This is a genomic window from Xenorhabdus anantnagensis, assembly GCF_028598555.1.
GTDB lineage: Bacteria > Pseudomonadota > Gammaproteobacteria > Enterobacterales > Enterobacteriaceae > Xenorhabdus > Xenorhabdus anantnagensis.
Map to the genome: position 1 here is coordinate 16519 of NZ_JAQRFN010000009.1, position 14418 is coordinate 30936.

Here is a 14418-nt window from a genome sequence, read left to right on the forward strand (position 1 = left end):
TAAGATGATAGCTCATAAACCTATACAATGTGTCATTGGGATGAATGATTTACAAGTAGTTAATAGCATGAGTAATAAATTAAATTTTTTTGCTCATCAAAATAGCACTTTACGCTAAATTATTGTGATTGGGTGAAATGGTTAACTATATTTATACAATCTGGTTCCTGTTTCATCTCAAATTTTGCATGCATCGTAATCGTTTAAAAAGTAAACATTTTTATGGGTGTTTTTGTAGATGTCTTTGTGAGTATTGTACTAAGGGAGGGCGAAGAGTGCTCACCTACTATTCATAATTAAATTTCTTTTAGTTTTCTCGAAGGGTTCTTTGAGACAAAAAACGTATCCTATCCGGTGAGATCGGCCCTAGAAGTTGAATTTCATGATTATGCTTGGCTTTTCCGGAAAGATAATTGGAAAACCGGGAAATCAATGAAAATCTTGGAGTAGCATACTCTTTATCCACTATGTTTGATTCAATAATAGGAGATCTGGTAGCAAATTTTTGCGCAAAACCAAAATTATTTTCATTTCCATAAACGGGGACAGCAGGTATGCCTAATATATTAATTTTATATAGATAATATATGTTAGATAAACTATATTTTGACATGCCTTTTTCAAGCTCTTTGAAGTAAAATTCGGCGCCCTCTTCATCTGATGCAACAAAAACAGTTCTATGACCAAAAATATTATTAAAGTACAGCCTTCCTGAACCTTGGAATCCAACCTTCTGTATTACATCGGGAGGCCTACTATCCCAACGGTATGCTACTTCGATATCTTCAACATAATGTATAGGTTCACTTATATAGGGAGTTTTATGAGTTTTCTTTTTAAAGCATCGCATTGAATTAATCTCCTTTAATTTTAATCATGCTATTGGTGAGGTAATAGATAAATGTATTTTATTATATCTATCTAAATCCCATTAACGTCTTAAATGGTGATTCCAGTTTATCTGGGCAATCTAATCCCCTTATTTTAACTGCTTTACCATTATTTCTTAACTCATTACATAATTGAGCGATATCTTTAGGTGTCCAATATAAATTTTTGGCATAACCTATTCTTTTAACTATATTTAATAAACGTTCCACTCCACCTGCTTTTAATATTTTAGCAACCATTGTTGAACAATTTTTATTAATGGAATTATAGCTGTGGCTTATACGCCAAGTGCCATGTATTTTCCCATTATAGATTTCGCGCTTTTGGTATTGCATTTTTTCAACATCTAAACCAATCAGGCGATATTCCAAATGGGGGGTATCTACAAAATCAGCTTGAAAACTATTAAGGGTTCCTGCACATGATAAAGTTCCTCGCGGTATATCTGGTTCTGCAAGGAAACTAACATAGTTATCATCTGTTCCTGTTGAACACCGCGGCATATTTGAGGGGCATGGATTATCTGAACTGAAATCGGTCGAAGGATATTGTGGCACTCCACCTATATAAATAGAAGCATGTCCAAAAGGGAAACTCCGGCAGGGATACCAGATATAGACAACGGCAGAGACAGGTTTACCTGCGAGGATCTCTTGTTCTACTTTAGTTCTTGGATTCATAACCTGTTCTCATGTTGATTAATTGATATTAAAAATAATATATTGAGAGAATTTTCGGGTTATTGATTTTTGACAATGGTTAAGATAGGTTCAGCTTAGCTGCTGTTGGAAGTTTGTTTACTATAGTTGGGCATCATATACCCAAAGTGGCGAGCTGTTAATAGTTGTTGTGAATGTTTTGGCGATTGGTTTATTTATGCTGGCTTATATCGATAATATAGTCTGGGGTTTTATTTAAAAAACCGCCAAAACCGAACGTTATTACACCGTGGGATATGTGCCGCAGAACGGCAGGCCCAACCCGCCGCCAGCAATACATCTTAAAGGGCAGTGGCTTAAAGCAGAAGGCTTTGATATTGGCGGCTCTCTGACCCCGTTTAAATTATGGACGGCTGTCTGGTGCTGATCCCCGACAGCGACCACCCGTGCCAGCAAGATCAGCTCTGTGAGATTAAGCTCAGGATGCGGGAACTAATCGGGGATTATCAGGCAGGATAAAGAATCAAATAGAACAGGTATCCGGTAATATAAATTACCGGACGTTTAATTTTTTAATTCCAAGGTTGGTTAATGGTACGTTTCCTTGTAGATATCATGTTTTTTAATCTATCAATTGTGATCTCGTAATATATGCCTTCATTTACATATTCTTGATCACTAACTAATTCATAAATAGAATAATTTACATTTAATTGATCCAATCCTTTCATCATTGCCATCAATTTTTCTGGGAACTCTGGTTCATGTATATCATCAAACAATTCTTTAACAAAAACAGGGGCATCACTACCAACTGTAGATAGGATCGAATTTATGCTTATATTTACACAGTTACGGATAACGTTGACTAAACGTGCCTTATTATCCCCATTATTTCTAATGATTAATGCAATAGCCATATCTCATTCCTCTAAAAAGAGTCTGGAATATTCGGATTCAAAGGAACACCGTGTGAAGGTTTCCACCAAGCTCCACCATGCCATTTAAAGAAGTGCTCATAGAACGTGACAGGAGCTATATTATTTGGATCGTTAGCTAACTGAGGATATTTCGATACACTATACTTGTGATGAGAGAATATTCCCTTAGGTTGTCCACCTGCTAAAATTGTATCTCTAGCTGCTTCATTCCAACTTCTAGATCCGGGCAGACCTTGACTCAGTTTTGAGCGTTCGATAGCCCAAAAATCATCAATTCCTTTTTGCCTTCTAGCATCTAAGCGCTTATTCCACTCCAATCTTTTCCATTCCTGCTTCGTAATTGATCGGTCTCCGTTTTTAATCCTCTTAGTGAATCCTGATTTGGCTTTCTGTGACAATTGCTTATAGGGTGTTCCAAAAGCTTTTGGACATCCAGCTAGCCCCAGTGGATCGATCCAATCCGTCGGATTTTCAACGTAAGCATACGGATTCTCACCCCCAGCCAACCCAATCGGGTCGGGCGTCAGGTAGCAGCCTGCTATCGGTGAGTAATACCTAAACCGATTGTAGACCAGCCCATTCTCCTCATCCAGCCATTGCCCGGCAAATTTCAGTCCGGGATCAAATTGTGAATTTTCTCCCACAACTCCAAGACGTAAACCATACAAAGAATGCACGGATTGGCGCCAGATCCGATGCCCTTGTGAATCAAACAGCGCCAGTGGTTCCCCTGTCGGGGCACATACCGCATAGTGTGTCTGGATCTCCCCAGAAATCAGCTCATCACGGTTTTCAGGATTCGGGGTAAAAAACTGAACCTGCTGCGCCAGCAATTGCCAGCCATCAAACACCAGATGGCGGATGCTGTGCAATCGGTGGTGACGATACTCACGAATCTCAGCCGGAACATCACCATCCCACAAATACGTCGTGCGCAGTCCTGCCTGTTCGCACACTTTCTCCGTGCGCCGCCCAAAGGCATCGTAGCGATATTCCCACTGCTGGCCGCCCGGCGTCAGTACCGAAATCAACTGATTTTGGCTGTTCCAGCGAAATTTGGTCAAAGCAGGACGATGGCCTTCTTCCCATAATTGCATTGCCGTCATCCGGCCTGCATCGTCATACTCAAGTAGATGTTGTCCCAAACGCCTCAGCCGATGCCCTTTCTGGTAGAGCCGTTCCCCGTCTATCTCATTAAGGCCGTCAAAGCGGCGGGATGGGTAACCGCAGGCATCATATTGATAATGTTCCCGTAACCGTTCACCGTCACTGACTGAAGTTACTTGTCCATTACCATTAACTACATAACGTAGCCACTGCCGATCATCATTCGCTGCTATTAAATTAAGAACATCATCGTAACGATATTCACGATCTAGCCCCGCCAATGTGGGTTGCGGGATATCGGCCACTTCATGGGCTGCAAAAATTTGCGTGTTACGTCCGGCACGCTGGGAAGTGAGCTGCCCCATTAACGAATGCTCCTGACGCAGGATAAAACCCTTATCGGACTGGCGATGCCATTCGTACCCATCCTCATCCCGTTCGAGCGTCAGGGTATGACTACCATTAATAGTCAGTAAATTAAGCTCTCCAACCTTATTTACTTCTGTTTTTGCCTGCCAGAGTCGGCCATCTGGTGTATGGAGCTGCCTTTCTGTTGTCGTGTTATCAGGATATTCGTGGCGAATTTCTCCGTGTGGCTGAATTTCCCGGATAATACGGTCTTGCTCATCGTATTCGAATGTCAGCGGGATTGTGTCAGGTGCTGTGACTTCCAGCAGGCGGCTGATAATGTCATAGCAGTAGCTGGTGGTTCCTTCGGGCGTCTGTATGGCTGTCAGCCGCTGTGCGGCATCGTACTCATAGCGAGTGATATTGCCTAAGGCGTCGCGTTTTTCAATACAGTTACCGTTGAGATCATAAGCATAATGCCATTGGGCATCAGCATAATCGGTTTCGGTAATAACCCGCCCGTCTGCATCCAGCGTATAGCAGTAGCTTTCCCCTTGTGGGTTGGTGACTTCCAACAATTGCAAATTGTCGAGATCATAGCGGTACTGCCAACGGTGACCCTCGCCATCTACGCGTGATACAGGTAAATCAAATGGCCCGTATTCAATCTGCCATGTTACCCCGTGGGCATCTGTCCATTCGGTCAGATTAGCGTGGCGGTCATAGCGGAAACGCTCAAAGCTATTATTAGGACGGTCACTTAAGGAGATTCGGTGATGGCGGTCGTAATCCCAGCGCCAAAGTGCTCCGCCGCCAGTGGTCATCCGTCGCAGGCGATCCTGACTGTCATAACCCAGTTGTAGGCTGCGATTCTCTTCATCGAATAATTTAGTCAGACGTTGATTGCGGTCATATTCCCAACTGCGTGTATTCCCGTCACTATCTTCTACGGTGATCACCAGCCCAAATTCATTACGGGTCAGGGTAGTTTTGTGTCCATCTGGTGCAATAAAACATTCAGGATTGCCTTTATCATCGTACTGTTGCCACCAAACACGCCCGAGTGGATCAGTCATGCTGATAAGACGATCGGCATCATCATAGTGATAATGCCAAGTTGCGCCGATGGCATTGGTAAAGGCGGTCACCAATCCGGTATCTGAGAGATAGTCGAGGGTAATAATTTCACCTTTCGGTAAAATCTGTCGGCGCAAATTTCCCCACGCATCGTATTCATAACGTGTGATGCTGCCGCACGGTGTTTTTACCTGTGTAACTTGTTGCTGATCATTGTAATGCCAGGTGGTCGTATGGCCTTGTGGCGTGGTTGAATGGGTGATACCCGGTTCATAGGACAGATGGACGGGATAGAAGCCACCAGAACCCACGCTATAGGTACAACGTTCCTGTTTATCGTAGACGTAATCCACCGCAGTCTGATCATTGTCAGACCAGCGACTAATTAACCCTTGCTGATTGTATTCATAAAACAGGTGATATGTTTGTGTACTGTCTGCATCGGCCAGCCGGCCGTTATTGTGATAGCCGTAACGAGCCATCACTTCATTAAGGCCATTATCAATACGACGAATTTCTTCCAGTAACCCATCTTCACGGTACAGCAGAACTAATTCGGGGCCATCGCTATGGATGACTTTTATTAGTTGCTGTTTCTCACTGTAATGGAAGCAAATGTTGTTATCGTTGTGGTCGCGGTGTTCAGTCAGCCGCAAACACAGGGTATCGTTTTGCTCTGTGGCATTTTCTGTAGCAGTGGGAAAGGTAAAATATTTACTGATTGAACTGTCGCGATCACTCAGGATAAGCCCCTGTTGATGTCGGCTCAGTTTGAAATTAGGGTGTTCGGGGTTAATGCTGTGGTCATAACTGTCTGGTAGGGCAAAGTGGAGTGAGGCGCCTTCTGTCGTCAGAATTTCTATCCGATCCCCGATGACAAGGGCACATTCAGAGAAGTTATCCAGCCAGTTTTCCCCCAACAACCCACGATGTCCGGGTGACCAACTGCGTATAAATTGCAGTGGCACTGTTTGCCCCAATTCGATATCGGTGCGTTGGTCAAACAGAAAACCCGTGGTGACATCTAGCGGATCGCCGGTAAAAAATTTTTTGGTACTTTGCGTATAACGCTTCAGCCCCTTATTTTGTTTGAAAGCAGCTTTAGCGCAACTTATTGTTTTACCCTTGGCGATATTTGCAGCTTTTTGAGCACCTTTTTGAGCGCCCTTGAGAACAGCTTGCCGACCTGCTTTAGTGAACAGTTTTACAAAGCCTTTTGCCGCGCCCCGTGATGGTGGAACGAGAAACTCCACTGCAACGAGTAATGCACGCTGCCAGAATGAGAATTCTTCTTGTATATCAAGATACGTACCTTGACCTGAGCCAATAAATACTTTGCTTGCACCACCTTTGATAGTCGAGCCACATTCCAACTTATCGTTGATCCGCGCGGCAGGCTTTTTGTTGATAAACACACTTTCACTGCCCTGAGCGATGCGTGGTGCTGAATGTTTTTTACAATCTGCTGTGTCCAGCTCTGCCCGTGCCGCTGGTTTACCTTCAATAAAGACATTAGGTGAACCGCTGGCGAGAACACCATCTGGCGGACTACAGCTATTTACTGCATCCGTGACTGCTGAACTGGCTCGACTTATCAAACCGCTAAATGCGAATGTACCTAGGGTGCCAAGCGCCATAATAGCTACCGTAGCCAGCCCACCAGTTGCACCTATTAGCAATGCTGCTGCGCCAAAGATCGCAGCACCGATCAGCGCACCTACGACAGCACCTGCAAGTGCCCCTAAAAAACTGCTGTGCTGAATAGGATCTCCTTCACGTGCCGCAGCAGGCCCCAGTTCTCGCTCCATAGGCAGAAGGTGTTTGCCGGCATGGGTTGCACCTACCCGTGCGGTGCGAGTAACAATTTCATCCATCAGTCCCATACTGACCTCCAGTCAGGTCGCTTGGAAACTACTGACAACTGTCAGCAGAGCGTTACGCTGCCCTTCCTCAAACGGCTGTGGAGAAGTCAGGTTAAAAGCCAGCAGCAAATCCCCCCGTATTTGTAACACTACAGTCTGGTGCATCTCGCCCTCAGGGCTTTGCCATTGATAATCCAGCCGCCAGGCTGGTGCACCGCTGAGTTCTATCTCCAGCCTCTGATGTTCTTTATAACCGGGTAGATGGGTTTCAAACTGTGCCAATGTTTGGGCGTAATAAGCGGTGTGGTCGGAACCCACTGGCACAGGTGTGCGGTTAATCACCAAATTGATGCCACTGTCGTCTGGCAGGACAAACACGTGCATTGATTCATCACGCCAGTTAACTGGAATAGCAAGGGTTCCTTCGTTCATCTGGTAGACTGGTTTATTCATGGGAGTCTTCCTTTATCACTCTGTTTTATCGTGTTCTGTGAGTGTTTATTGGCTGATATGGTCTGTTTTGAATCGTCATGGCTTAGTTCAACTGAACCTGATCCTTACCGTTGATGATGATATTTTTGCCAGTGAGATGGATGTTGCCTTCCTTGTCCAATGTGATGCTGGCTCCGGCTGTGCTAATCTCAATGCCACCGTTGACGGATTTGATAGAAATGTTGTCTTTGGCGCTTAACTGGCTATTTTTTTCCACCGTAACTTGTCGGTTGCCGTGGATAGTGCTGATTTCCTCGCCGGTAACTTCTTTGATGCGATCTTTGCGCACCGATATCACCTGATTGTTACCGATACTTTCAGTGTGGTCATGCTTCACTTGTGTGGTACGGTCGTTAAGAACTGTAGTGTTCATATCGTTGAGGACGGTGGTATTCATATCTTTCTGGGCATGAAGGGACAGTTGCTCACTTCCCTTTGCATCTTCAAACAACAGCTCGTTATAGCCTTCACCTTTATGTGTTTTGGAACGGAAAGACATCTGGGTCTTGCTGCCCGGCAATCCACCCGGTGGAATGTTGCTGGCGTGGTAGGTTCTGCCAATAACAATAGGTTGGTCGGGATCGCCGTGCAGGAAATCGACGATAACTTCTTGGCCAATACGGGGAATGGCGAGCATGCCCCAGCCTTGTCCCGCCCATGGCTGAGTCACTCGAATCCAACAGGAGCTTCGGTCATCGCTATGACCATAGCGATCCCATGGAAACTGGAGGCGGACGCGACCATATTGGTCACAGAAAATCTCTTCACCTACGGGACCGACAACTTTGGCGATTTGTGGGCCATCAACAATTGGTTTTGGTAGCGGTGAAGGGCGCCAAGTCTGGGTCTGACGGATAAAATTAAATTGGCTATGCAGTGTAGTGCCATCTCCTCCTGTTTCTTGTGCTAAAGCTTGTGGTTGATCGCCTGTATGGATGGCTGTGATCACCTGCCACGGTTGGTTCAATGTTTCGCGTGGATGGTTGCTCAACGTGAATAAACGTCCCGGTTGTACAGCAATGGCACGACCACTGCCTTGTCCTGTCATGGCATCATTGCGCAGTGCTTCGAGGCGGTAGCGGGTAAAGTCTGTGCCGTGTTGCTCGTCTTTGAAACGCCCAGGATAGTCGTAGTGTTCGTAATAGAGTTGTTGCAGATTGTCTTCTTTCATCTGCTGGCTGAATTCTGCTGCCCAGGCTGGATTTTTGAAGGTGTAATCCTTGAGCTGAACTTGTGCAGGTTTAACTTGTGCGCTGCTAGTTAAACTACTGACACCGATTTCCCCTGTAGATCCGTTTTCGCTGGGTTGGTAGGGGAGTTCGATCCCCAGTGGTACTGAACCTGCATCATCGGCAAATACCAGAGTGTTGCGTCCATTGCTGCACTCAAAGAAGTAGAAAATGCCTTCTTCGGCAGTCAAACGCTGGAGAAAAATAAAGTCGCTTTCCTGATATTGAACGCAGAATTCCCGTTCTGGATGTGGACGGCGTAGGCTGAACACCACGTCCCGAATGCCATGTTCTTTCAAAATGGTGGTGACGATAGCTTCAATATCCAGTTGTTGAAAAATGCGCGAGTTCTGGCGTAATGTCGTACGCCACAGATCAGGACGAATGCTCATCTGGTAGGTGGTTTGGTGCAAGCCAATATTGCCTTGCTCAAAACGGGATACCATACCGCTGATGCTGCGTTGTTCGACTCCTTCCTGCAAAATGGTCAGTGTTGCTGAGCGGTCGAGTATCTCTGAAAAATCAATGGCAGGGTTGGCGCTCGCCAGTCCAACATCAAGCTGGAAGGGGAGCGATAGGCTCTCTGTCAGTGTGAAATCAGTAACTACAAAGGTTTTCGGCGATAGGCCACCTGCACTTAGCGTGAACAGGAGGCCGCTAGAAGACAGGTTGCCCTTTTTCAATGACATATGTTCTCCCATATTTAGCGCTATCATGTTCAATGACATATGTTCTCCCATATTTAGCGCTATCATGAGCGCGTTATTCTGCTACCAGTTGTGCTTTTTTAGAGTGGTAGCGGAAAGTGTTTAATGCGGGGGGACATTAAGGACGATAAGAATGTTGACGGTCTGTTCTTGATAATCATCTGGCAGAGGGATACGGCATTCTTGCCTGAACCGACAACGAAAGCGACTATCCATATGTCCTTACCTCAAAAACTTCAACGTTTTGTCGTTCAGATAACACAAAGAAGGATATATCACTCCTTTAAACTATATGATAGATGATCTGTCTAATGTGATTTAAATCACCTAATAATTTATGTAAATCAATAAATTATAAACGAATGATGGGGATGGAAATGGGTGGGTTTGGCAGTTGTCAGTATCAATGAAAAGGGAATGTGTTTTGCTGGCACATTCCTTTAATTTAAATCAATATGTTGGGTATTAGTGTTTGATGGATATTAGTGTTTGTAAATATGGCTGTTTGGAATGATTAAAAAACATTAACCAACCAAATAAGTGCCCACTGCACTGGCAATATGCACTTGTTTCTCATTATGTAATTCAATTCTGGCGACAGAGACTTTATTACCAGCGCGGATAATGTTGCAACTGGCGGTAAATACTTCACCACGTCCGGGTCTCAGGTAATCCACGCGCAAATCAATAGTGCCCAATGTCGTGAGACGTTTTTGGATCTCTGCGATTGTGAGAGTTTCGATTGCTGTCAGTGCATTGCCTGCACAAACCAGCCCTCCTGCAACATCTAAGATGGAAGCGATCGCACCACCGTGCAGAATTTTATGCACCATATTACCAACCAATTTTTCCTGATAGCGAAATTGCAATTCTACGTAGTCTTGTTCGAAGCGGAGCAGTTCGAGACCTAACAGTTGGTTGAATGGCATATGATAAACAAACACTTCACCAATAAATTTACGGGCTTCTTCTGGAGTTAAGGTTGTGTCTGTTTGCTGTATATTTTCCATGGTGGATTTCCTGATAATGAAAGTAAAACCGACTGATATTAAATGGATCTTTATGGTTAATAACTTGTTAAGTTTATGCTTTCATTATCGAATTTGCCAGTCTGTGAAGCGCTTCGAAAAACAATTCATGGAAAAAAAACAGACTACAAAAAATAACCATATAGTGTGTAGAATAAGCAGTAATTTTTTAGTTTGAAATTACCACAATAGGAAAACCAGAAATGCGCTTGTTATGGAATATACTGGTTATTATCGGTTTATTATCGCCATTGGCTCATGCAGCAGACAATCAGGTTGGTGAAGTGAGAGGGAGCGTGCTCTCGATGATGTTGGGTGAGCAAGAGTCTACGTTAATGCTCTATCCCTATGATACGAATTACATTATTTATACTTACGGGAGCCATATTAATAAACCGGCTATTCATAGCTATAATTGGGCAGATCACGCCCGCAAAGATGAAGTCAGTTTTCAGATAAGTTTTGGCTTTCCATTGTGGCGGGGAATTGCTGGAGAGAATTCGTTGCTTGGCGCTTCTTATACACAGCGTTCATGGTGGCAGCTCAGTAATAAACCGGAATCGTCTCCGTTTCGTGAAACGAATTATGAACCACAACTTTTTCTGGCATGGCTAACTGACTATGAATTTGCTGGCTGGCACTTGCGGGAAATTGAGGCCGGGTTTAATCATCAATCAAACGGGCGGCCAGAAGCGACTTCCCGTAGCTGGAATCGGCTTTACTCGCGCTTCATGGCACAGAATGGCAATTGGCAGGTGGATTTGAAATCGTGGTATCGGCTACCCGAAAGCTCCCGTCGTGACGATAACTTGGACATGAACCGCTATATGGGATATTACCGACTGAAAGTGGGTTATACCTGGGGAGAGAGAGTGTTTACCGCTCAAGGGCGCTATAACTGGAACTGCGGTTATGGTAGTGGAGAGCTGGGTTGGAGTTATCCAATATCGAAACATGTTCGTGTTTATACCCAGTTTTTCAGCGGTTATGGCGAATCAATGATTGACTACAATTTCAAGCAGACCCGCTTTGGTATCGGTGTCATGCTAAATGATATGTTGTAACTGCTTTTTATACTGTAACGACTCTTTATACTGTAATGACTCTTACAGTGAAATTGCATTATATACAGGCGATTGGATCGCGGCTGTATTTTTTATAGCCTGATTTTTAGGCTTTTTCAGGGATTAGCTTCTAACGATCGAGGAAAGGCGTGTCTACCGCAGAACTCATCAGCACGGCATCGCTGGCTGAACAAGCATTACGAAAAACATTCGGATACCAGCAATTTCGTCCGGGACAGCAGCAGGTTATCGATGCCGTTCTTGATGGGCGCGATTGTCTGGTAATTATGCCAACGGGCGGCGGTAAATCGCTGTGTTACCAGATTCCCGCATTGGTTAAAAATGGGCTGACTCTGGTTGTGTCTCCATTAATCTCATTGATGAAAGATCAGGTTGATCAGCTACGTGCGAATGGAGTTGAAGCGGAATGCCTGAACTCAACTCAAAGTCGTGAACAGCAATTTGATATCATCCAACGTTGCCGCCAAGGGATCATCAAGTTGCTCTATATCGCCCCTGAACGGTTGGTAACGGATAACTTTCTTGATCAGCTTCACCATTGGCAACCCGCTTTACTGGCTGTTGATGAAGCCCATTGTATTTCTCAATGGGGACATGATTTTCGTCCAGAATATCGAGCATTAGGGCAACTTCGCCGCCATTTCCCCGATCTTCCTGTGATTGCACTAACGGCGACGGCAGATAAAACTACCCGCCAGGATATCGTGCGTCTATTGGAGTTGCATGAGCCGATTATCCATATCAGCAGCTTTGATCGTCCCAATATTCGCTACACTTTAGTGGAGAAATACAAACCGCTTGATCAGCTTTGGGTATTTGTCCGTAGCCAGCAAGGCAAAAGCGGCATTATTTACTGTAATAGCCGTACTAAAGTGGAAGAAACAGCGGAGCGTTTGCAAAAGCGGGGGCTAAGTGTTGCACCTTATCATGCGGGGCTGGAAAACAACCAACGTGCATGGGTACAGGATGCTTTTCAGCGAGATGATTTGCAGGTCGTTGTGGCAACCGTAGCATTTGGTATGGGCATTAACAAACCTAATGTGCGCTTTGTTGTGCACTTTGATATTCCCCGCAATATTGAATCTTATTATCAAGAAACTGGCCGGGCTGGGCGAGATGGCTTACCAGCAGAAGCAGTCTTGTTTTACGATCCTGCCGATATGGCGTGGCTGCGTCGCTGTTTGGAAGAAAAAGCGGCTGGTGAACAACAGGACATTGAACGTCATAAACTCAATGCGATGGGTGCATTTGCAGAGGCACAGACTTGCCGGCGTCTGGTGTTGCTGAATTATTTTGGGGAAAGCCACCAAACAGCTTGCGGCAATTGTGATATTTGCCTTGATCCCCCCAAGCGTTACGACGGTCTGCTGGAGGCACAAAAAGCGCTATCCTGCATCTATCGCGTTGGACAACGTTTTGGAATTGGCTATATTGTAGAAGTGCTGCGCGGCGCGAATAATCAACGCATTAGAGATTTTGGGCACGATAAATTGCCTGTTTATGGCATTGGTAAAGAGCAGAGTCAGGAACATTGGATGAGTGTCTTGCGTCAGCTCATTCATTTGGGGCTGATTAATCAAAATATCGCCAACTATTCTGCGCTACAACTGACGGAGGCTTCACGGCCTGTATTGCGCGGTGAAATGCCTCTACAACTTGCCGTTCCACGCATCCAGAACTTGAAAAGCCGCAATCAGCAAAACAAATCATACAGTGGGAACTATGATCGCAAATTATTTGCCAAATTGCGCAAATTACGTAAATCCATTGCTGATGAAAACAACATTCCACCTTTTGTCGTTTTCAATGACGTCACATTAATTGAGATGGCAGAACAGTGTCCAATAACACCAAATGAACTTTTGCTGATTAATGGTGTAGGGCAGCGGAAACTGGAACGTTTTGGAGATGCATTTATGGCGTTGATCAGTGAGCATTTTGAAGGATTTGAGTAACCAAAGGATAATAACAGAGGATGATGAATGGTGCCTGAGATATTGAAAGCAAGCTGGTTAAACCGTGAATCTCAGTTCTCTGCCTTTACAAATGGATTATTGCTGGATTTTTGGTTAACGAGGGAAGAAAGGCAATTTATGGGGGTTGATGATGTTCCCATCCATTATGTCTCCTTTTGCTCCCCCTACCACGACAAAACACTCGTGATTTTGCCCGGCCGAAGTGAAAGCTATGTGAAATATCCTGAAGTGGCTTACGATTTTTATCACTTGGGTTACGATATTTTTATTATTGACCATCGCGGGCAAGGTCGTTCTGGGCGAATGTTGGATGATCGACAAAAAGGCCATGTCGAAGAGTTCGATCATTATGTAGATGACTTAGCTAAATTTATTGATCTTGAAGTGGCTCCCCGTCAGTCTCATCGTTGTTATGCACTGGCCCATTCAATGGGCGGTGCGATTTTGAGCCGTTTTCTGATGCGTTACCAAGAGCCGATTTTTCGTGCTGTGGTGCTATGTGCACCAATGTTTGGTATTCATTTACCGATGCCTCGTTGGTTGGCCAATATTCTGGTTGATCAGGCGGAACCCTATTTCAAAAGGCGTACTGCTTATGCTCTATCAACGGGGCAATGGCAACCATTACCTTATTTTATTAATTTATTAACGCACAGCTATGCGCGTTACCAGCGTTATTTGCGTTACTGTGCTGATTATCCTGAATTGCGCCTTGGAGGGCCGACTTATCATTGGATGCGTGAAAGTATGCTGATGGGGGATAATCTGATTGAAAATGCAGGTAAAATTCAGAACCCACTCATGGTCTTGCAAGCGAGTGAAGATAAGGTAGTGAGTAATCGGGAGCTATTGGCTTTTTGTGAGTCACGCCAAAAAGCAGAAACAGGAAAAAAAGAACAAAATCCTCTAATTATCCAAGGGGCTCATCACGAAATCTTGTTCGAAGAAGATGCATTGCGGGCGCAGGCGCTCAATGCAATTTGTGATTTTTTTGACCAGAACTGATCCAGTTTAGG

11 protein-coding genes are annotated in these 14418 nt (G+C 44.7%); 4 read left to right on the forward strand and 7 right to left on the reverse strand.

The window, feature by feature from the left end; genetic code table 11:
* Window positions 1-307: 307 nt before the first annotated feature.
* Window positions 308-850 carry a hypothetical protein gene (locus PSI14_RS08650; RefSeq protein ID WP_273575535.1) on the reverse strand — a complete coding sequence of 181 codons (543 nt, stop codon included), beginning with the start codon at window positions 848-850 and terminating at the stop codon, window positions 308-310.
* 67 nt (window positions 851-917) lie between these two features.
* Complete coding sequence (locus PSI14_RS08655; RefSeq protein WP_273575536.1) at window positions 918-1571, reverse strand: hypothetical protein; 654 nt, start codon at window positions 1569-1571, stop codon at window positions 918-920.
* A 268-nt stretch (window positions 1572-1839) separates the two neighbouring features.
* Here PSI14_RS08655 and PSI14_RS20150 point away from each other — a divergent pair, with 268 nt between their 5' ends.
* Window positions 1840-1977, forward strand: a complete 138-nt coding sequence (locus tag PSI14_RS20150; protein WP_370688838.1) for a SymE family type I addiction module toxin — start codon at window positions 1840-1842, stop codon at window positions 1975-1977.
* 145 nt (window positions 1978-2122) lie between these two features.
* On the opposite strand, the gene PSI14_RS08665 is transcribed toward PSI14_RS20150, so the two are convergent.
* From PSI14_RS08665 to PSI14_RS08685, 5 genes are all read right to left on the reverse strand, one after another.
* Window positions 2123-2470, reverse strand: a complete 348-nt coding sequence (locus PSI14_RS08665) for a hypothetical protein (protein ID WP_273575537.1) — start codon at window positions 2468-2470, stop codon at window positions 2123-2125.
* Between the two features lie 11 nt (window positions 2471-2481).
* Complete coding sequence (locus PSI14_RS08670; RefSeq protein ID WP_273575538.1) at window positions 2482-6906, reverse strand: RHS repeat-associated core domain-containing protein; 4425 nt, start codon at window positions 6904-6906, stop codon at window positions 2482-2484.
* Window positions 6907-6918: 12 nt separating this feature from the next.
* On the reverse strand, window positions 6919-7338 hold the full coding sequence (locus PSI14_RS08675; RefSeq protein ID WP_273575539.1) for a DUF1795 domain-containing protein: 420 nt from the start codon (window positions 7336-7338) through the stop codon (window positions 6919-6921).
* 82 nt (window positions 7339-7420) lie between these two features.
* A complete protein-coding gene (locus PSI14_RS08680; RefSeq protein WP_273575655.1) occupies window positions 7421-9322 on the reverse strand; it encodes a type VI secretion system Vgr family protein in 1902 nt (633 codons plus the stop codon).
* A gap of 515 nt (window positions 9323-9837) precedes the next feature.
* On the reverse strand, window positions 9838-10323 hold the full coding sequence (locus tag PSI14_RS08685) for a thioesterase family protein (protein WP_273575540.1): 486 nt from the start codon (window positions 10321-10323) through the stop codon (window positions 9838-9840).
* 221 nt (window positions 10324-10544) lie between these two features.
* On the opposite strand from PSI14_RS08685, the gene pldA reads away from it, so the two are divergent.
* The 3 genes from pldA (at window position 10545) to pldB (ending at window position 14407) form a co-directional block, all read left to right on the forward strand.
* On the forward strand, window positions 10545-11405 hold the full coding sequence (pldA, locus tag PSI14_RS08690; RefSeq protein WP_273575541.1) for a phospholipase A: 861 nt from the start codon (window positions 10545-10547) through the stop codon (window positions 11403-11405).
* Between the two features lie 149 nt (window positions 11406-11554).
* Window positions 11555-13381 (forward strand): ATP-dependent DNA helicase RecQ, encoded by a 1827-nt coding sequence (recQ, locus tag PSI14_RS08695; RefSeq protein ID WP_273575542.1) that lies wholly within the window; start codon window positions 11555-11557, stop codon window positions 13379-13381.
* Between the two features lie 27 nt (window positions 13382-13408).
* Entirely contained in the window at window positions 13409-14407 is a 999-nt protein-coding gene (gene pldB, locus PSI14_RS08700) for a lysophospholipase L2 (protein ID WP_273575543.1), read from the forward strand.
* Window positions 14408-14418 lie beyond the last annotated feature (11 nt).